Genomic DNA, 20,040 nt, shown 5'->3' with positions numbered 1-20,040 from the left:
GCCTTAAATAATTTTTCCAACCAGAACCGTAGCATCATCAGTTCCTCTCACATTGTCTTTATACAAGGCAGAGGCAATAATGGCCGGACTCTGTTTAATTATAGAATTAAGTTCGCTTAAATTCCATCTTGTTCGAAGCCCATCGCTGTGCATGATAATAATCTGATGTTTTTGATAAGGAACAACTGTGCTATTGATCGTACGGGGAATATTGTGACCTATAATACCATTATACGGGGTATAGGTTTTATTATCAAGTCCGTTGTAGATACGTGTATTTATATTACCTATCCCGCAGATATTCCAGGTCTCTGCTTCAAAATCAACAGCTGCAATAGTAGCGACAAGTCCCCTGCTTTTTTTAACATGTTCATGAACATAACGAAGCACTGCTACAGGATCATTTTCAGCGCATAGCTTAAAAGCCCTGACTGCCTGTTCTACTGCTTCGTGAGCATTTGCCCCGTGGCCTAATCCGTCTCCAACAAAAATTTGGAAACCTTTTCTGGTATATTTAATATGATATCCATCTCCGCACACGCGCTCACCGGGATAGTTTACGCTTAATGCCGAGATATCCAACCCTGTATTGGAATTTGGAATGCAAAGATCAGTTTTATCACAAATTTTAATATATTGAACAGTTCCCCATCCGCGCATTGAATAAATCTGAAAATCATTGCTTAATCTTTTAATAGCACCAATTCCCTGTCCCAATGTGCTCGAGGTAGAATAACCGTCCTTCATTATCTTGGTAATATTTTCAATACCAGTTCCTTTATCAAGACAATATATTTCTATCTCATTACAGCTTCCATTATGATGTGACCGATACAACAAGTCACCGCCTCCTGCATATTTAATAAGATTAGAAGTAAGTTCGGCAATTATAATATCGGTTTCAGCAGCTCTGTGCGGTTTGAATCCTAACTGAAGTGCTAAATTATGTATTTCTCTTTTGATGAACGCGACAAGGCTCCGATCATCAATTTTGTAAACGGAAAAAGTATTATCCATTTTTCCATTTTATTATAGTAACGGTTGTACCATTTCCTAATTCTGTTTGTATATCAAATTCATTCACCAGCCTTTTTGTGCCCGGCAGGCCAAGGCCTAAACTTTTTCCGGTGCTGTAGCCATCCTGCATGGCCAGAGAAATATCTTTTATGCCCGGTCCTTTATCAATAAAAGTTACGCGTACTCCAAGATCACGGCCGTTGCTTACAGATTCTATAATCACCTTTCCTCCTCCTCCATATTTGAGAAGATTACGGACAAGTTCGCTTGTAGCAGTAATCAATTTGGTTTGATTTAAAATACTCATTCCAATTTTTACGCCATACTCCTTTACGCGGTTGCGTAATGGAACTACATCCTGCTCTTTTACAATAAGCAGTTCTTCTTTATTCGTTGCTGTCGTCATACGTCTGCTCCTCGTTATCGCCATTGTACATTTTCGCGCGAAGCAAATCCATGCCTTTCTCAACATTTAAAGCACTAATAACACCGTTTAAAGATAATCCAAGTTCAACCAGTGTAATAGCAACCGCAGGCTGCATGCCCACCACTACTGTCTGTGCATCCATAATTTTTGACATAACGGCGATATTTCCCAAAATCCTTCCCATAAAGGAATCGATAATGGAAACTGCTGATATATCAATCAAAACGCCCTTTGAATTGTTCTTGTTTATAGTATTTATTAAATCAGATTCAAGATTTTCAGCCAATTGGTCATACAAATCAACCTGTATGGTAACCAGCAGAAAATCTCCCATCTTGAGTATTGGAATTCTTTCCATGTCAGTAATCTTAATTCGTTATTTTCTTTTCACAACCGTAAGCTGTAACATTTCAAAGGCTGTTTGAAGAGCGCTTGCAAGCGAAGCTTTTGTAATAATTCCAGTAAGATCTATTCCTAAATGCACAACAGTCTGTGCAATTTCAGGGCGAATACCGCTGATTATGCACTCTGCTCCCATTAATCTCGTTGCACTCACCGTTTTTATAAGATGCTGTGCTACAAGTGAATCTACCGCCGGCACACCTGAAATGTCAAGTATGGCAATAGAACTGCCTGTATCTACAATTTGCTGCAAAAGATTTTCCATTACCACCTGTGTTCTGGAACTGTCAAGGGTTCCTATAATAGGAAGTGCCACAACACCATCCCAAACACGGATAACCGGTGTCGAAATCTCACTAATCTCGTCAATCTGTCTTGAAATGACATCTTCACGTCCTTTCATATACGATTCAAAAGTTAAGATTGTCATGTTATCCAGCAGCGTAGATAATTGCAAATTAGCGTTGTATAATTCTGTAGAATCAGTTGCTGTTTCTGAAAGAATTTTAGAAGCTGCTTCTTTAAAAGCAATCAGATATTGTGCATTTTCGCGGGGAGAAAAACCACGTCTGCCTCTGGAACTTGAAATTCCAATTAACAAGTCATGAACTTTTTCAAATTCGTGTGATTCAGTATTTCCGTTTGAATGCTGTAAAGCATCTAGAAAAAGAGCGGCGAACTCCTTTGATTCTTCTTCTTCTGTTGCTCCATCAGTAGATCCGTTTGCTTGTAAAAGCTGAGACCATGTGGTCAATAATTTGTTTTGGTGCTCTTTCAAGCTTGCCAGGAGATTGTTCTGCATTTGTTGTGATATTTGGATATTCATGTAAATGTAGAAAATTAATATTAGTAAAACTCTTTAAATTCAGAAAAAACTTGTAAAAAAACGTCACTTTATTCTTTAATCAATAATCGATTTTTTTTTGTAAAATTATTCTCCTGTCTGCATATGGGGAGCATCTACAGGTTTAGACTGCGAAGAACCGATCTGTCTCAGATAAATGGAAAAAATGACTATAGCAAAAACCGACAAAAATTCGCTCTGCCAGTTCTGGAATGACTCAAACCAAAACCGCGAATCTCTTATATATGCAGAGGCAGTTTCAAGAGGCAGACCTTTTAATGCGAGCTGCTCATTTTCATCTTTTAAACTGCCGTAAAAATGTGCGGCCATTGAAATAAAAAACAATAAAAACAAAGCAATACTTAGAGAATGCTTGTACACAGCTAATATCAACCCTCCTTTTGTAACTGGCCATGGAACATTTTTTCTTTTAGCAGATGGTTCTCTGTCTACTTCTTCTTCTTTATCTAAATCTTTAGATTCTGAAGAACCTTTCTGCTGCAAAAAAATGGTCAGTACCACTAACAAAGCCATCTGCAAAAATTCACTTTCCCAATTTTCAAATGTAGATTCTATAAAATGTCCTGTAGAGAAATACGAAAATAGAGTAATTTGCGGCGCACCGTCTTCTAAAAGATCTTTATTGTGTTCTGCAAATCCAAATAAAATCTGTCCTGCAAAAGAGCCGGCAAACAATAACAAAAAACAAATTGAAAGCCCATTATTGCGTAAAAATTTTTTCATGATTTTAGGTGTAAAAAATTGCATACTACTGATTTTCATCTTCCGCAGGCTGCAACTGAGATTCCATAAATTTTCCTTTTACAATTGTCCCTTCTTCATCCTCCCATTCTGTGACAACATTCTCTATCAAGTCCGGTTCAAAACCAATAACTTTCATTACCTGTGCGCCAAATTCCTGCTGCACTTTCTCGCCTTTTTTAAACATAGTATTTAATTTTAAAAATAGTATTATTTATATCCAATTTGAAATTAAAGGTATACAAGCTTTATTGGAATACTTTATATCATTGTACTGCTTTATTATATTATTACACTTTCCAAAACAAAAACAAACAATTGTATATCAATAACTTAAAATCGTTAATTCTGTAAAATGAGATTGTAATTCTATAACTGAATCAATTATAGTAGAGGTAAATTTGATTGCCTGAAAAATGATTTACAGTTTATTGAGGCTGCATTTCTATACTTCTTTTCAGGTTCTATTTTTAACTAATAACATTACCTCATATGAAAAATTTTCAGGATGAAAAGCAGCGAGATCTGCTGATCAACAAATCAGACGGCACGAATAAGTTTCTGACCACCGATCAGGGCGTCAAGATTAACGACGACAATAATTCTCTTAAAGCAGGAGAAAGAGGTCCTTCCTTACTGGAAGATTTTATTCTTAGAGAAAAAATCACACATTTTGACCACGAAAGAATTCCTGAAAGAATCGTACACGCGAGGGGATCTGGTGCACATGGCTTCTTTGAAGTCACTAATCCAATACCGGAACTGACCAAAGCAGGTTTCCTACAGGAAAAAGGTCTTAAAACTCCCGTTTTTACAAGATTCTCTACAGTTGCAGGATCTCGTGGTTCTACAGATCTGGCACGTGATGTGCGCGGATTTTCGGTTAAATTTTACACGCAGGAAGGCATCTATGATCTTGTTGGAAATAATGTGCCTGTATTCTTTATTCAGGATGCATCAAAATTTCCAGACCTTATTCATGCGGTAAAACCAGAACCACACAACGAAATCCCGCAGGCCGCTTCTGCACATGATACTTTCTGGGATTTTATATCACTAATGCCAGAATCCATGCACATGATCATGTGGGCGATGTCTGACCGTGCTATTCCAAGAAGCTACCGTATGATGGAAGGTTTTGGAGTGCATACTTTCAGGTTAATCAATGAAGCAGGAGAATCTGTGTTTGTAAAATTTCACTGGAAACCTAAATTAGGAACTCATGCAGTGGCCTGGGATGAAGCACAGAAAATTTCAGGAAAAAATCCCGACTTTCACAGACAGGATCTTTGGGAAGCAATCGAAGCAGGAAACTTTCCGGAATGGGACTTAGGTGTTCAGATCATTCCATCAGAAGATGAAAATAAATATGAATTTGATCTGCTGGATCCTACTAAACTGGTGCCGGAAGAACTGGTGCCTGTAACTATTATTGGAAGAATGGTTTTGAACAAAAACCCCGACAACTTTTTTGCAGAAACAGAACAAATTGCTTTTCACCCCGGACATGTAGTGCCTGGAATCGATTTTACAAATGATCCTTTATTACAAGGACGTCTGTTTTCGTATACAGATACACAGCTTTCAAGATTAGGAAGTCCTAATTTTCATGAAATCCCTATTAACCGCAGCGTAGCGCCTGTACATAATAATCAGCGTGACGGACATATGCGTCAGGAAATTAATACCGGACGTGTCAGTTATCATCCTAATTCTCTTGGAGGCGGCTGTCCGTATCAGGCAAAAATTGCAGAAGGAGGATTTGCCAGTTTTAATGAACGCATCGATGCGCATAAAATAAGAGAAAGAAGTGAAAGTTTTAATGATCACTTCGGGCAGGCAAAATTATTCTTCAACAGCCAGACCCCTGCAGAAAAAAGCCATATTGTTAAAGCACTTCGTTTTGAACTGGGAAAAGTCGAAACCACAGCCATAAGAATAAGAATGCTTGGACTTTTATCACAAGTAGACCAAGAACTGGCCGAAAAAGTAGCCATTGGACTTGGGGCAACGGTTCCTCCTGTTTTAGAAAAACCGCTGAATCACGGTGTATCTCCTGAAAATGAAAACGGAAAACAGGAATCAACCACAGTCGAGCAGTCTGTAAAATCATCTGATGCATTAAGCATGCTGAAAAACCCAGTTAATTCGCCAACGATTGCATCAAGAAAAGTCGCTATTATTTGTGCCGACGGAGTTTCTGAAGCTGCAGTATCTAACATGAAAAAAGCATTGCTTCAGGAAGATGCAAAAGGCTGTATTGTGGCACCGCATCTAGGAGCTGTAATTTCGGATACTGATGGGGAAATTCACGCAGATTTCAGTTTTCTTACCGCATCATCGGTATTGTTTGATGCTGTTTATATACCAGATGGAGTTGGGTTGACTGTTTTGGCAGAAAGCGATGAAGTAAATGAATTTTTAAGTGATGCTTACAAACACTGCAAAGTAATTGGAGCCGATGGAAGAGCTGTTTCTATATTAAGTGCCGCAAATTTCGCATCTAAAATCACTAATGATGATGAGGGGCTTATTGTTACTAAAGAAGCTGCAAGTGAAAAATTTGCAAAAGATTTTATACAAGCAATGGGAAAACATAGATTTTGGGAACGCGAACCAAATCTATACAATTAAAACTAAATAAGAGAACTATGAAAAATTCAGAAAAACCAAATAATACAAAACCTGCAGACAAAACTCCTAACGATGGAATTGTACAGCCTGCAGCCGATGCTGCCACAGAATTAAAAGCTTTATTTGTTGACAGCCTTAAAGATATCTATTGGGCAGAAAATGCCCTGGTTGGCGCGCTGCCAAAAATGCAGAACAATGCTACAGATGCAGCTCTTGCTTCTGCTATCAAAGAACATCATGCCGTAACACAAAATCAGGTAAAAAGACTTGAAAAAGTTTTTGAACTGCTTGGTGAAAAAGCAGAAGGAAAAAAATGCGAAGCAATGGCAGGATTACTTAAAGAAGGCGACAGTATTCTGGAAGAAACACAGCCTGGAGCAGTTCGTGATGCAGGAATTATTGCGGCTTCACAAAAAATCGAGCATTATGAAATTGCAACTTATGGAACTCTTGCAGCATTTGCAAAAACGCTGGGAGAAAACGATGCTGCAAAATTGCTGACTCAAACACTTGCTGAAGAAAAAGAAGCAGACTGTTTACTAAATGATGTCGCATTAAACACCGTAAATATTGTAGCTGCAGAATAACAGCTGTAGTATTAAATAAAAAAAAATCTGCACTTGCTGCAGATTTTTTTTTGGCTTTTATTAAGTTTAGACAATAATGTTATTCTGTATCAATCTCAACCGTTTTCTTGATTTTTTCAACTCCCCTTTCTCGTATTAATTCTGCTGCATCGAGCATTTTGATAAAATGAATATAAGGTGTCGCCATGTCAGATTCTGGATCTCCGGCAAAAGGAGATAATGAATGTTCCAGAATTTGACTTAGAAAAAATTCAAACTTTTCGAGCGCAATTTCATCAAATGCTTTTTGAAATACTATAAAAGGATTCTCGTATTCTACTTTTGTGAGAGATGAAAGATGAAAAACTTTTTCGCAGCGCAGAGATTCTTTTAGTTTCCATTTTTTGCTTTTGCCTTGCAGACAGTAACAAACTTTAGTAAAAAAGTTTAAAGCCGTATAAAAAACAAAAGCATCAGAAGGATTGTTTTCTTTGTAGATGTTTTTTTTATAACTCAAAATTACGGCTTCACTTAAATTTTGTTTGTAATAATCGAGATGTGCAAAAGCAAAAAAATCATCAATTGCCTTAAACGCATTTCCTGTTACATATCCTGCCCAAGAGCAGTTTTTTAATAGTATTTTTTCCTTTTTCATAGTCAGAACATTTAAATTTACCGGCAAAGTAATGTGCTTTTAAAAGGATAACGTATTCGAAATACAGATATAATATTCTTACAAATAAAATCTCTTTTTGAAATATTTTTTTATCTTTGAAACTGACGATTTTAAACCAAATGGCTTTATCTTTGAATCTTCAGAAAAATCAATATTCGTTATGGAACAGAAAATACATCAGGGAAGAAACGTAAAACGTTTTAGAGAAATGCTTAACATCAAGCAGGAAGCTTTGGCTTATGATCTGGGCGAAGACTGGAACCAAAAGAAAATTTCTATGCTCGAGCAAAAAGATGTAATTGAAGAAAACCTCTTGAAACAAATTTCTGCTGTATTGAAAATTCCTGTTGAAGCTTTTCAGAATTTTGATGAAGAACAAGCGATCAATATTATTTCTAATACTTTTCATGATGAAGCATTCATCGGTAATTCTGGTGGTACTTATAATGTTAATCCATTGCAAGAAATTTTAAAACTTCACGAAGAAAAAATTGATTTGTATGAAAGGATGTTGAAAGAGAAAGAGGAAATGATGGTGAGGTTGGAGAAATTGATTGGGAAATGATTGTTTATAAAAATATATTAAAAAGAGACTTCAAAAGTCTCTTTTTTTGTTTTGGAAATTATAAGTACAAAGTCAAGAGACATTTGTGTATAGGAAGTTTTATTTTAAAACGGTAAATCGTCCTGATAATCTAGTTCATGTTTAGATATGATACTTTTAGATAACACATAGTTTTTCCAAAAGTATTTGCCTTTCTGTGTTAATAAATAATAAATTCTTTGACTTTCTATATCCTCTACTTTTCTAATTAATCCATTATATAAAAGCTTCTCGATTATAATTGGATCAGTATTTTTTGGAATTGACTTAAATTGGCTAATTTCGGTACCAATATGTTCAAAATAAGTAGAAACTTCAGTTTTCAAAAAACTTTCATATTCCTCATCTAAGCTTTTTTTATTTTCTTCTGAATATTCTTCATTATCAGGACTTTCTAAACTAATATATTGTTCAAGTTTATTTTTCTCTTTTTTTAATTCAGTCAAATCAATTCTAAGACTTTCAATAGTTTTTTGCTTTTCCTCATTTGCAATTGTCAGATCATCTATCTTAGTATTTAATTCAGAAATCTCAATATTTCCTGCCCTTTCTTGTTCGTATTTTCTCTCTTCTTTTGCTATTTTTTGTTTACTTTTTAAATCTGATAATTGTTCATCTAAAAGGTTTTCTTTACGACCTTCTTTTGCATAACGCACTAAACTTTCAATTAGCCAAGTAAAATATGGCAAAAAAAGAACATAACCTAAACTAAAGGCTAGAGGATAATATATAGTCGATTCAGTTTTATTAAAATTTTCAGTAACATACAAGATCCTTCCTTCAATTTTTTTATCAGATAAAAATAATGTCAAAATTGACTTCCAATTAAAAGCAATCCAAGATATTAAAAATGAAAAAATTAAAGGATTTTTCAATCTTTCATTTGACGAATGGAAAAATGTGGTTATCAATTCTTTCATTTTTATATTAGCTCATTTTATTTCGAATAAAGTTTATATTCTTCAAAAATATTTCCCTTAATTACTCCTAACAAATAATGATTTGTCATTGTAATAAGCTACTTCAGAGATTAAAACCGCAACAGCTTTTTCAAGAGTAACCTTGTGTCTCATGCAAACTTCTTCAATATCCTTTATTGCTCTCGAAACTTGTTTATTTTGATGACGTAAAGTTGTATTGGGTAAAGAATAAACTTTACTTATATCTAATGCTACAGCCGAATATCGATATTCATGAATTAGAGTATTTTTAATATCTTCCCATTTATCGTTTATATCATAAGATAATAGAACAATTCCTGTTGTTTCATCCATAACTTTATTTTTTAATTTCTCAAATAAACAACTATTTTATATTACAATACAATACGTATTTCTACTGTTTTTTAAACTCTTGCCTGCAAGAATAATAAATAAATAAAGAAGTAAATTACACTAACAAGCAATCAAAAACAGTATTTATACTTATTGGGAAATCACTCAAAACACGTACATTTAACCAATTAAAAATCAACAACATAATAAAGATTTATAAAATTTAATTCATAAATTATGAATGCTATTACATCTTTACTTAGGCATGAAATAAACGAATTAATTGCTATTATAATTACCGGTGGTAATTATGAAAAAAATTTCTACGAGGGTATACTTATTCAATTAAACGATGAGTACATTACTCTTGAAATAACTTATAAACAATTTATGACATTTAAATATGAGCATTTCATTCTAGCTACTCCTTTAAATAGATATCATTAGTTTTAATTCTAAATGTGCGGATTTGTAATCTGTGTCCTAAATTATCCTAACATAAATACATTACACCCTTTCTTTTAATATAGGAACGAGTAGAAAGAATTTTTACGCTATCGTTTTGCATATTGGAACGATCGCTATTCAATTAATTCTAAATATGGAAAACCGTAATATGAAGCCAACACTAAAATATAAATTTGATTTTTAACCTTAAATTATTTAGTTATGGCAACATTACATGAGATCAGATGTATAAACAAATCTGATAGAACAAATATTCATGAACGAATCGTGAATATCGGTGGTATTAATGACAACGGAAGCCGTTGGAAAATCAGTCAATCGGAAGCAATTTCAGCTATTGAATCTAACAAATGGAACTTTTATGTAGGTCAAGGAAACAACAGAGTTAACGTTATAATTGCAATTAGTTCTGCGGGATACAAATATTTAAAAACCGCAAATGATAGTACTACAAGCAATAATCTACTTAGTTTGCCTGAATGTCCATAGTAATTTAAAAAAGCAAGCTACTTAATGTAGCTTGCTTTTTCTTTATATTAATAACTTTGCCAAATTTTATACATGAACAATGTCATAAAAATTACCTATTCTCCCCGCTGGCGCGAGCGTCTCGCTCGTGAACGTAAGTTTTTAATTAACAAATACGTTTACGATAATTATCTATAGAAATAATTTAAAATAATTTTGTGCATTGAGCGCACGAGCGAGACGCTCGCGCCAGCGGGAGGCATAAATTTAAGTAAGCTTAACTACATTTTTTCAATGCTAATTTTAGTGCTTTTCCCATTGATTCGAAATCTTCATTATCTCCAATTACAATTTCTTCTTCGTTTAAAAATTGATATCCTTTTCGATTACCAGCTGTACCTCCATTGATTGTTGGCGAAAATGTAATTTGATTATTTTGGCGCTTAATAGATACATAAAGCGAATCTTTCATCTGAGCTTTTATAGATTTTAATCCTGTAATTTTTTTGTAAGCCTCATCATTTTCTTTTCTATCCTTATCTGTAAATTTCTTTATAGTTTTGGATAAATCAAGATGTTTGTGAATTGTTTTACCAATTTCAAAAGATGATGAATTGATTTCTAGTATTGTAATTTCTTTTGATCTTATAGAATATGAGTTAATTATTTTATAATAGGTTTCAAATAAAATTCTATCAGGATATTGTACTACACTAATTGTTTGAGTAAATGGCAGCTCTTTTTGTTTTGGACGATCAAAAGCCAGTCTCCAAAGATCATCTACAAATTTATATAGAAGAACAATCATAGTAAAAACTTAGTCATTTTTCTTTTTAAAAACCTTATAAAACACAAAAAGAATCAACAGCCAAATAGGAATTAATTCTACAGATATCTTCATATTCGTCATCCACATGATGGATAAAATTCCCAATAAAAATATGAAACAGATATAATTGCTTACGGGATAAAATATAGAAGCAAATTTCGTTTTTGTGTTTTCCTTGTCTTTGGCACGTCTAAACTGAAGGTGTGTATATGAAATCATAACCCAGTTAATAACCAGACAAGAAACTACTAAAGACATTAAAATACTAAAAGCTTCTTCTGGAATTACTTTATTTATTAAAATACAAACAGCGGCAAAACAGGATGAAACTAAAATAGCATTAACCGGCACTGATTGTTTGTTGAGCTTCTTTAAAAACTTAGGAGCACTACCCTGATCTGCTAAACCAAACAACATTCTGGAATTGCTGTACACACTGCTGTTGTATACAGATAAAGCTGCAGTTAATACAATTAAGTTAAGGACATTTGCAATAAGGCTTGTAAAAAATATTTTGTTTCCAAAAAGTTCAAACTCCATTCCGTTTAAGTTTTGAAAAACCATTACAAACGGACTGCTGTCTGTTGTAATTTGTCTCCACGGCGACAAAGCAAATAAAATGACCAATGCGCCAACATAAAATATAAGGATTCTATAAATAACCTGATTGGTTGCTTTAGGAATGTTTTTTTCTGGATTTTCTGCTTCGGCAGCGGTAATTCCAATAAGTTCTAAACCGCCAAAAGAAAACATAATCAAAGCCATTGCCGACAATAACCCTTGAAAATCTCCTGATGCCGTTTTCTCAAAAACTCCTTTTGGAAAAAAACCACCGTCGTTATACAAATTATGAATACTGGCGTGTTCTCCTCCTGTACCGCTTATTAATAAATATGTACCAAAAAGAATCATGGCAATAATGGCGGCAACTTTTATAATTGAGAACCAAAATTCTGTTTCTCCGTATACTTTTACAGAAGCAAAATTTAAAGCATTAATAACCAAAAAGAAAAACAAGCTGGATGCCCAAAGCGGAATTTCGGGCCACCAAAACTGCACATAAACGCCAATGGCTGTAAGTTCGGCCATACTAACGAGAATATACAAAATCCAATAATTCCAACCCGATGCAAAACCCGCAAAAGAACCGCAGTATTTATAGGCAAAATAACTGAAACTTCCAGACACAGGTTCTTCGACAACCATTTCGCCAAGCTGTCTCATAATAAAGAAAGCGATAATTCCGGCAATAGCATATCCTAAAATAACCGAAGGTCCTGCCAATACGGCCGCCGGACCAATGCCCAGGAAAAGACCTGTTCCTATAGATCCGCCTAAGGCAATTAACTGAATGTGTCGGTTAGTCAGCCCGCGTTTAAGCTGAGTTTCTTCTACGGCATCATGATTTTTTTTCACAGATTAGATTTTAAGGTATTTAAATGTATTCAAAAAATGTATAAACAGCGAAGATAAGTTAAAAAAGGAATCACACAAACTTCTTTCTGTCTCATCTGTCACAATCAAATGTAAATATTTTAAGCTTTAAAAAACCAAACTGACGGCTGGTAACAGGCCGATTTTAAAAGGCTGAAAAAACAAAACACAACTAACTAAAAACCAATATGTTAAATAAATTAAAAAAGGGGAATTTTCCCCTTTTCTGGTACCTCTGCATTTATATAATTTAGTCAAATCTTAAAAGCACAGTCAGAAGCCCCATTCTAGTTACAATCTGCGCCATGAATCATATTCGTTTTCATACTATTTCATTTAATACTTATACAATTTTATCAAAAGATGATTTTTGAAGTAATACAAATAATTGCAGAACAAGTAAATAACTATCTCGAAGAAATTGGGTTAGAGAAAACTGTTGTACCAGAAAATATCGCTTTTTTAGAATCGCAAAGTAATGATATAGACGATCCTTTAAAAGATGGCGTAGCTCTTACGTTAATCAATATTCACGAAGAAGCTGCTTTAAAAAACTTCCCAAATCATACAGTCGAAAATACAAAAACAATATACAGAAACAGCATTATCAATTTAAACCTGTATTTGCTGTTTAGCGCTAATAGAGATAAGTATATCAATTCTCTTAATGATATTTCAAAAATCATAGAATTTTTTCAGGGAAAAAAACTTTTTACACAAGCCAATACCATTTATAACCGAAACAGCAGCGCAATGAGCAATGTAGACAATTTTAGATTTACGGTTGAACTCTACACTCCCACTTTTGAAGAACTAAATTATATATGGGGAACATTGGGCGGCAAACAGCTTCCATCGGCTTTATATAAAGTAAGCCTGATACAAATTGAACGCAATATTGTACAGGCTGAAGGACAGCTTATTGGCGAATTTACCGGTATAACTAAAAAGAAAGATCAACAATGAGTTTTGCTGCCACATACGGATTGTTGTTTGAAGTAACGTTTCTTCATAATTATTTTCTCAATAACGGAGAAGAAACTTTTGCCAGTATGACAAATGCTGACAAACAAAAAATGCTCCAGCAGTTTAATACAGATGCATTCCTGGTACTAATACCCACTTTAGAAACCAATACTGTACTTAAAAACTATAAAATGACATTCAAAAAAACCAAAACAGGTTTTAGAATATATACTAAAGTAAAAGATGAATTTGAACCATTTATAAAAATCCCTGCAAATCTGAACCTTACGTTTTTAATTAAAATTAATGATTATCACTTTGAAAATTATACTAATCTTGATTTTGCTCTTACTCAGGCATATCATTTCAGTAATGTAAAACCATTAACTGAACCCGTTTCGTTTGAATATCTTCCAAAAATAAGTGACAATAAACTTATTTCAAATGCATATTTAGTATCTGAAGAAACTACTGCTTATTTAGTTTCAGCACTGGAACCGTCAGAACAGCAAAATGTATTTGGCGTTATTTCTCTAACCGCAAAGGGCGACAACAGCTCTGGAAATATTGTAAATAATTTGGGCAAAATGCTGAGCCCGAATTTTAAAATTCATTTTGATAATCGGAAAACGCTTTGGAAATACATTAACCGTAAAGCAGGAACCGAAATTAAAACCAACGCCGCAAAACCATTAACACGCTCCGGTTTTGTAGAAATTGACCCGCTTACGGATTTTACGCCTGCACAGCCGGCAGAAAGCCAGTATCCAAATCCATCTGTAAAATCAATAACAAAAATCAATAGTGATTACTATTCGGAAATATTTATTTAATAATTAAAAAACAAATCAATTATGGCAACAACTTACAAAACGCCTGGAGTATATGTTGAGGAAATCGTAAAATTTCCCCCTTCTGTTGCCCAGGTAGAGACAGCGATTCCCTGTTTTATCGGCTATACAGAAAAAGCCACAAACAAGATTAATGGAGATTTGAAATTAACACCAACAAGAATAACGTCTCTTTTAGAATACGAACGCTTTTTTGGCTTTGCAAAACCAGAAACAACAATTAGTGTTACCATTAATGATGTTTCGGGCGATAATGGCGACACAAGAACTATTGTTGTCGATCAGCCAACTGCAAAACAGCCTTTTTTAATGTATTATTCTTTGCAGCTGTTCTTTGCAAATGGCGGCGGTCCCTGCTACATTATTTCGGTTGGGCGTTATGGAAATGATTTAGATGACACAGATACTCCGGTTGCAGCAATTAACAACAGCGCTGCATTAAACGACGGATTAGCAGAATTAGAAAAGGTAGACGAACCAACTCTGATTGTATTTCCGGATGCAACACAAGTAAGAGGCATAACGACAACTGATTTCTACGGATTATACAACAGTGCCTTAATGCAGTGCCAGAATCTTCAGGACAGATTTACTTTAATCGATACTTTAAGTTACGATGAATCAAGCCCGACAGATCCTAATATAGATGATTTGAGAAATAAAATCAGCTCTGAAAAAGACACTATTAAATACGGAGCTGTTTATTATCCTCATCTGGAAACCATTCTGGATTATGCTTTTGACAGCACTAAAATTATTTTAAAACATTACTCTTATACAGCAAAAGCTTACGATCAAATCGCTGCAGGGTTAACTCCTATTGAAAATGCAACTACAGGAATTGACGCAACTGTAGCAAAATTGGTTGACGTTACTGCTGTTGCTCCATTTAACATTTCTGGTCAAATAAGCGATTTGTTTTTACAAATGTACAGCAATGATGCAACCGGCTTTGATCTTGGCGGAACTTTCGTAAGCGATCCTGCCAAAAAAACGGCTTTCATGACCAAACTAAATGATCTGCTTACTTCTCTAGAAAGTTTATCTCTTTTAAGAAACTCACTCAACGACGAAGCAAATGCTGCTATCAGCACAATATCTGATGAAGATGCGGTTATTGCAAATAACATTACAGGTGCTTTGACTGCATTTAATGCTAACTTTTCTGGTTCAAATAAAATTGACTCTGTATATAAAAACCTGAAAACATTAAAGAAAAAAATACAGGACGAGAATGCAGCAGCAAAACTGCTTAAAATTATATCAACTGACACTGTAAGTTTTGATAAGGAATTAAAAAAATTGGTTGACTATACTGATTTGAACACTCAAAACGATATTACGTTAGTTGCAAACAATTTTTCTGGTATTAAAGCAAATCTGCTTACGCTTTTAGATGCAATTAAATCTGTGAGCGGAAAAGATGTCAATAACGGGGAATTAAACGGAAGAAAATTAAGCACTTTAGAAAGTATCGACAATGCGACTTTTAATAAGATACTTACTGAAATTTACAATCTGCCAATTACACTTCCGCCAAGCTCTGCTATTGCAGGAGTTTATGCAAGGGTTGACAGAGACAGAGGCGTATGGAAAGCACCTGCAAATGTAAGCCTGAATTATGTAATACAACCAACCGTTAAAATAACAAATACCATTCAGGACAACTTAAATGTTGATACTGTGGCAGGTAAATCAATTAATGCTATCAGAACATTTACCGGCAAAGGAACCTTGGTTTGGGGGTCAAGAACCTTAGCCGGTAATGATAGTGAATGGCGTTATGTACCCGTTCGCCGCTTCTTTAATATGGCCGAAGAATCGATTAAAAAAGCAACCGAACAGTTTGTTTTTGAACCAAACGATGCCAATACCTGGATAAGAGTAAGAGCTATGATTGAGAATTTCTTAATTCTTCAATGGAGAGCCGGAGCTTTGGCAGGAGCCAAACCAGAACAAGCTTTTTATGTACGAATTGGATTGGGACAAACCATGTCTGCAATGGATATTTTAGACGGTAAAATGATAATCGAAATTGGTTTGGCAGTAGTTCGTCCGGCTGAGTTCATTATTCTTCGTTTCTCTCACAAAATGCAGGAATCTTAATTAAATCATCATTAAAAAATATAGATCATGAGTTATCCGTTACCAAAGTTTCATTTCTCAGTTGACTGGGGAGGAACAAAAATAGGTTTTACAGAAGTTTCCGGATTAGATGTAGAAACCGAAGTTATTGAGTACCGTCAGGGTGCAAGTCCGGAATACAGCAAAATCAAAATGCCGGGCATGCAGAAGTACTCTAACATTACCATGAAAAGAGGCACTTTTAAAAGCGATAATGAATATTACGCATGGTGGAATACCGTAAAACTAAACACCATCGAAAGAAGGGATATTACCATCAAATTACTTAACGAGGAACACGAACCCGTGATTACCTGGAAAGTAAAAAATGCATGGCCTACAAAAGTGCAGTCAACTGATTTAAAAGCCGATGGAAACGAAGTAGCCATCGAGTCAATTGAATTGGTTCATGAAGGTTTGTCTATTCAAAATGACTAATCATGGCTAACTATTATCCACCCGTAGGTTTTCATTTTCTGGTTGAATTTGATCAGCTGGGCACGAAAGAAAAAGACCATCAATTTCAATCCGTATCAGGACTCTCCGTAGATCTTGAAACGGAAGAAATTGTCGAGGGTGGAGAAAACAGATTCAAACACAAACTTCCTGTAAAAACCAAATATCCCAATTTGGTTTTAAAAAGAGGAATTCTTATTGATTCTGACGTAATTGAATGGTGCCGGAAAGCATTAGAAAATTTCGAGTTTAAACCCGTCGATTTAACTGTAAAACTCTTAAATCAGAATCATGAGCCTTTAATGCACTGGAAAGTGGTACATGCTTATCCCGTAAAATGGGCAGTTGAAGATTTTAGTGCTCTGGAAAGCAAAATTGTTGTTGAAAGCTTTGAGCTTGCTTATAATTATTTCACCCTTCATAAAAAATAATTTTATCATGCCAATTGAAATCAAAGAGCTTCACATTAAAATAAACGTGAACGAAAGCTCAAATTCGGGTGCAAAACCAGCTGCTTCATCTTCATCTAAAAATGAAAAAGATACTGTGGCTGAATGTGTCGAGCAAGTAATGAAAATTATTGAACGTAAAAAAGAACGCTGATATGACAACTGGTGAATTAAAAAAACTGAAGATTATTGCGTACAGCGATCCGCAATTCAACAATCCTGTTTCGGATATTGAAGAGTTTGTTACTTTGATGAATCCCGAAAAATATACGTTTCATTACAAAATCGAGCAAGATACAACTCAGGCCGCCGGAACGAGCAGTCCTGCACCAAGGTTTACAGCAATTGCTCCCGAAGAACTAGAACTGGATTTTGTTTTTGACCGAACTGGCGTTATTGCCGGAAAAGAAAGTACAGAAAATGGTGTTATTGAAGACATTGAGCATTTTAGAAAAGTAATTTTAGAATACAATGGCACAGAACATAAGCCAAACTATTTAAAAATTGCCTGGGGAAGCCTTTTATTCAAAGGATCTCTCACAGAAATGACCATTGAGTATAAACTTTTCAGACCAGATGGCACGCCCATTAGAGCCATTGCAAAAGGAAAATTCAAAGGTGTCGTTGAAGATGAATTAAGAGCAAAACAGCAAAACAATCAATCTCCAGATTTAACGCATACCAGAATTGTAAAAGCGGGCGATACGCTTCCTTTAATGTCTTTTAAAATCTATGGCGATTCAAAATATTATCTCGAAGTAGCAAAAGCCAACAAACTTATCAATTTCAGAAAATTAAAAATCGGCCAGAAAATATTTTTTCCTCCACTGCAAAAACAACAATAGATGAACAATAGCGGCGTCATACAAACCAGTAAAAGTGCAGATTTAGTTACGCACAAACTGCTCATTGAAGGAAATGAACTATCTGGTGTTTATCAGGTTATGAGCATTGTTGTTCATAATGAGGTGAACAGAATACCTATGGCGCAGATTGTTTTAACCGATGGAGATGCATCCGCACAAGATTTTAAATTAAGCAATGAAGATTTGCTTATTCCGGGAAAAAAAATAGAAATAAAAGCGGGCTATCACAGTGATGAAGAAACCATTTACAAAGGAATTGTGGTAAAACATTCCATAAAAATAAAAGATAATTCTTCCCTGTTAATTGTAGAATGCAAAGACGAAGCGGTAAAACTGACTATTGGCAGAAAAAGCAAATATTTTTATGACGTAAAAGACAGTGACGCTTTTGAAGACATTATAGGCACTTACGGATTGCAAAAAGACGTAGAAAGCACTAATTATAGCCACAAAGAGTTAGTACAGTACAATACTTCTGATTGGGATTTTATTGTGTCTCGTGCGCAGGCAAACGGAAAATTATGTTTTGTTGAAAATGGCAAAATTTCGATTAAAAAACCAGATTTAACTTCTGAACCAGTCGAAACGGTTGCTTTTGGTTCGAGCATGCTTGATTTTGATGCTGAAATTGATGCCCGAAATCAGTTTGCCAAAGTTTCATCTTACAGCTGGAATGCATCCAATCAGGAATTATTAGAAATTGAAGCCAAAGATCCAAGCGTAAGTCTAAACGGAAATTTATCTTCTTCGGATTTATCTGATATAGTAAAGCTTGAAAATTTAGAATTGCGCCACGGCGGTCATGTTACCGATACTGAATTACAAGATTGGGCCGATGCAAAATTATTATTCCAACAGCTTTCAAAAGTTCGCGGAAGAGTAAAATTTCAAGGCATTCCCGCAGTCAAACCCAACACCATTATCACGCTTGAAGGCGTTGGAGACCGCTTTAACGGCAAAGCATACATTACGGGAGTTTTCCATGAAATTGCAAACGGAAACTGGACGGTTAACGTGCAGTTTGGATTAAATCCCGAATGGTTTTCTGAAACGTATGATGTCAATACACCGTCGGCTTCAGGAATAATTCCATCCATAAAAGGACTGCATATTGGTATTGTAACCCAGCTTCAGGATGATCCCGATGGTGAAGACAGAATTTTGGTTAAAATCCCAATTATCAATAATGATGAACAAGGTATTTGGTGCAGAATAGCTGCCTTAGACGCGGGTGATAACAGAGGTACTTTTTTCAGGCCGGAAATTGAAGACGAAGTAATTATCGGTTTCATCAACGAAGATCCAAATGATGCTATTGTATTGGGAATGCTTCACAGCAGCGCAAAACCCGCTCCTCTAAAAGCAACCGACGATAATCATCAAAAAGGGATTTTTACAAGAAGTGAAATGAAAGTGCTCTTTGACGATGATAAAAAATCGATAGCTATTGAAACTCCGGCAGGCAAAAAAATAACACTCGACGAAGACAAAGGTTCAATAGTTATTGAAGACGAAAATTCGAACATCATTACAATTGACAGTGCAGGAATAAAAATGGAAAGTGCGGGCGATATTTCAATAAAAGCAACTGGTGATGTAAAAATTGAAGGCATGAATGTAAATCTAAAAGCAACTGCCCAATTTAAAGCCGAAGGCAATGCCGGCGCAGAAATGTCATCGGCAGCAGTGGCGATTGTAAAAGGCAGTATTGTACAGATAAATTAAATTATTTCTATTCCTTTTAATTTAAAAAATCTTTTAAACACATAGAAACATAGTTTTTTATGTCGAAAAAAGAAAGTAAAAGAAACCAGTTTCCACACATAGCTGCAATATGTGCATTTAAATTAGTGAAACGCCTTTTTTAAAGCTGCAGAGAACTATGTTTCTATGTGTTAAATAATTACAGCTAACTTAATAATT

Annotated in this window: 23 protein-coding genes; 12 read left to right on the top strand and 11 right to left on the bottom strand. The window is 34.9% G+C overall.

What is annotated here, in order from left to right; genetic code table 11:
- Positions 1–3: 3 nt before the first annotated feature.
- The 6 genes from PQ462_RS10380 to PQ462_RS10355 all read right to left on the bottom strand — a co-directional run bounded on the left by PQ462_RS10380 (position 4) and on the right by PQ462_RS10355 (position 3,639).
- Positions 4–1,017 carry a SpoIIE family protein phosphatase gene (locus PQ462_RS10380; protein ID WP_274253404.1) on the bottom strand — a complete coding sequence of 338 codons (1,014 nt, stop codon included), beginning with the start codon at positions 1,015–1,017 and terminating at the stop codon, positions 4–6.
- Positions 1,010–1,423 carry an anti-sigma regulatory factor gene (locus tag PQ462_RS10375; RefSeq protein ID WP_012025122.1) on the bottom strand — a complete coding sequence of 138 codons (414 nt, stop codon included), beginning with the start codon at positions 1,421–1,423 and terminating at the stop codon, positions 1,010–1,012. Before PQ462_RS10375 ends, PQ462_RS10380 begins: the two co-directional genes overlap by 8 nt.
- Positions 1,404–1,802 carry an STAS domain-containing protein gene (locus tag PQ462_RS10370; protein ID WP_012025123.1) on the bottom strand — a complete coding sequence of 133 codons (399 nt, stop codon included), beginning with the start codon at positions 1,800–1,802 and terminating at the stop codon, positions 1,404–1,406. Before PQ462_RS10370 ends, PQ462_RS10375 begins: the two co-directional genes overlap by 20 nt.
- Positions 1,803–1,820: 18 nt before the next feature.
- Positions 1,821–2,648 (bottom strand): STAS domain-containing protein, encoded by an 828-nt coding sequence (locus tag PQ462_RS10365; RefSeq protein WP_274253403.1) that lies wholly within the window; start codon positions 2,646–2,648, stop codon positions 1,821–1,823.
- A 129-nt stretch (positions 2,649–2,777) separates the two neighbouring features.
- Positions 2,778–3,434: a DUF6766 family protein gene (locus PQ462_RS10360; protein WP_274253402.1), complete on the bottom strand. Its 657-nt coding sequence runs from the start codon at positions 3,432–3,434 to the stop codon at positions 2,778–2,780.
- Positions 3,435–3,459: 25 nt separating this feature from the next.
- The gene (locus PQ462_RS10355) at positions 3,460–3,639 is read right to left on the bottom strand and encodes a hypothetical protein (RefSeq protein WP_012025126.1); all 180 of its coding nucleotides are present in this window, start codon (positions 3,637–3,639) and stop codon (positions 3,460–3,462) included.
- Between the two features lie 305 nt (positions 3,640–3,944).
- Between PQ462_RS10355 and PQ462_RS10350 the strand changes: the two genes are divergently transcribed.
- Together PQ462_RS10350 and PQ462_RS10345 are read left to right on the top strand one after the other, a co-directional pair.
- Positions 3,945–6,086: a catalase gene (locus tag PQ462_RS10350; protein ID WP_012025127.1), complete on the top strand. Its 2,142-nt coding sequence runs from the start codon at positions 3,945–3,947 to the stop codon at positions 6,084–6,086.
- A 17-nt stretch (positions 6,087–6,103) separates the two neighbouring features.
- Positions 6,104–6,673: a ferritin-like domain-containing protein gene (locus PQ462_RS10345; RefSeq protein ID WP_121361363.1), complete on the top strand. Its 570-nt coding sequence runs from the start codon at positions 6,104–6,106 to the stop codon at positions 6,671–6,673.
- Between the two features lie 79 nt (positions 6,674–6,752).
- Here the strand turns inward: PQ462_RS10345 and PQ462_RS10340 are convergent, their stop codons facing one another.
- The gene (locus tag PQ462_RS10340; protein WP_274253400.1) at positions 6,753–7,307 is read right to left on the bottom strand and encodes a hypothetical protein; all 555 of its coding nucleotides are present in this window, start codon (positions 7,305–7,307) and stop codon (positions 6,753–6,755) included.
- Between the two features lie 181 nt (positions 7,308–7,488).
- Between PQ462_RS10340 and PQ462_RS10335 the strand changes: the two genes are divergently transcribed.
- Complete coding sequence (locus tag PQ462_RS10335; RefSeq protein ID WP_274253399.1) at positions 7,489–7,893, top strand: helix-turn-helix transcriptional regulator; 405 nt, start codon at positions 7,489–7,491, stop codon at positions 7,891–7,893.
- A 104-nt stretch (positions 7,894–7,997) separates the two neighbouring features.
- Here the strand turns inward: PQ462_RS10335 and PQ462_RS10330 are convergent, their stop codons facing one another.
- A complete protein-coding gene (locus PQ462_RS10330) occupies positions 7,998–8,852 on the bottom strand; it encodes a hypothetical protein (RefSeq protein ID WP_274253398.1) in 855 nt (284 codons plus the stop codon).
- A 57-nt stretch (positions 8,853–8,909) separates the two neighbouring features.
- The gene (locus PQ462_RS10325; protein ID WP_274253397.1) at positions 8,910–9,206 is read right to left on the bottom strand and encodes a hypothetical protein; all 297 of its coding nucleotides are present in this window, start codon (positions 9,204–9,206) and stop codon (positions 8,910–8,912) included.
- Positions 9,207–9,875: 669 nt separating this feature from the next.
- Between PQ462_RS10325 and PQ462_RS10320 the strand changes: the two genes are divergently transcribed.
- Positions 9,876–10,163, top strand: coding sequence for a DUF3892 domain-containing protein (locus tag PQ462_RS10320; RefSeq protein ID WP_274253395.1), 288 nt, complete (start codon positions 9,876–9,878; stop codon positions 10,161–10,163).
- Between the two features lie 256 nt (positions 10,164–10,419).
- On the opposite strand, the gene PQ462_RS10315 is transcribed toward PQ462_RS10320, so the two are convergent.
- Together PQ462_RS10315 and PQ462_RS10310 are read right to left on the bottom strand one after the other, a co-directional pair.
- Entirely contained in the window at positions 10,420–10,950 is a 531-nt protein-coding gene (locus tag PQ462_RS10315; protein WP_274253394.1) for a contact-dependent growth inhibition system immunity protein, read from the bottom strand.
- Positions 10,951–10,959: 9 nt separating this feature from the next.
- Complete coding sequence (locus PQ462_RS10310; protein ID WP_274253393.1) at positions 10,960–12,387, bottom strand: amino acid permease; 1,428 nt, start codon at positions 12,385–12,387, stop codon at positions 10,960–10,962.
- 381 nt (positions 12,388–12,768) lie between these two features.
- Between PQ462_RS10310 and PQ462_RS10305 the strand changes: the two genes are divergently transcribed.
- Genes PQ462_RS10305 through vgrG form a run of 8 tightly spaced genes read left to right on the top strand, consistent with a single transcriptional unit; the run spans position 12,769 to position 19,842 of the window.
- A complete protein-coding gene (locus tag PQ462_RS10305) occupies positions 12,769–13,371 on the top strand; it encodes a DUF4255 domain-containing protein (RefSeq protein WP_121361374.1) in 603 nt (200 codons plus the stop codon).
- Positions 13,368–14,204 carry a hypothetical protein gene (locus tag PQ462_RS10300; protein WP_274253392.1) on the top strand — a complete coding sequence of 279 codons (837 nt, stop codon included), beginning with the start codon at positions 13,368–13,370 and terminating at the stop codon, positions 14,202–14,204. Before PQ462_RS10305 ends, PQ462_RS10300 begins: the two co-directional genes overlap by 4 nt.
- Positions 14,205–14,225: 21 nt before the next feature.
- Positions 14,226–16,328 (top strand): phage tail sheath C-terminal domain-containing protein, encoded by a 2,103-nt coding sequence (locus PQ462_RS10295; protein WP_274253390.1) that lies wholly within the window; start codon positions 14,226–14,228, stop codon positions 16,326–16,328.
- A 27-nt stretch (positions 16,329–16,355) separates the two neighbouring features.
- Positions 16,356–16,784: a phage tail protein gene (locus PQ462_RS10290; RefSeq protein ID WP_007806487.1), complete on the top strand. Its 429-nt coding sequence runs from the start codon at positions 16,356–16,358 to the stop codon at positions 16,782–16,784.
- Positions 16,785–16,786: 2 nt separating this feature from the next.
- On the top strand, positions 16,787–17,233 hold the full coding sequence (locus PQ462_RS10285; protein ID WP_149207499.1) for a phage tail protein: 447 nt from the start codon (positions 16,787–16,789) through the stop codon (positions 17,231–17,233).
- A gap of 7 nt (positions 17,234–17,240) precedes the next feature.
- Positions 17,241–17,405: a DUF5908 family protein gene (locus tag PQ462_RS10280; protein ID WP_274253388.1), complete on the top strand. Its 165-nt coding sequence runs from the start codon at positions 17,241–17,243 to the stop codon at positions 17,403–17,405.
- 1 nt (position 17,406) lies between these two features.
- Complete coding sequence (locus PQ462_RS10275) at positions 17,407–18,096, top strand: CIS tube protein (protein ID WP_012025140.1); 690 nt, start codon at positions 17,407–17,409, stop codon at positions 18,094–18,096.
- The gene (gene vgrG, locus PQ462_RS10270) at positions 18,097–19,842 is read left to right on the top strand and encodes a type VI secretion system tip protein VgrG (protein ID WP_274253387.1); all 1,746 of its coding nucleotides are present in this window, start codon (positions 18,097–18,099) and stop codon (positions 19,840–19,842) included.
- Positions 19,843–20,040 lie beyond the last annotated feature (198 nt).

Source organism: Flavobacterium sp. KACC 22758, assembly GCF_028736135.1.
Taxonomy (GTDB): domain Bacteria; phylum Bacteroidota; class Bacteroidia; order Flavobacteriales; family Flavobacteriaceae; genus Flavobacterium; species Flavobacterium johnsoniae.
This window is presented reverse-complemented; position numbering and strand designations above follow the sequence as displayed.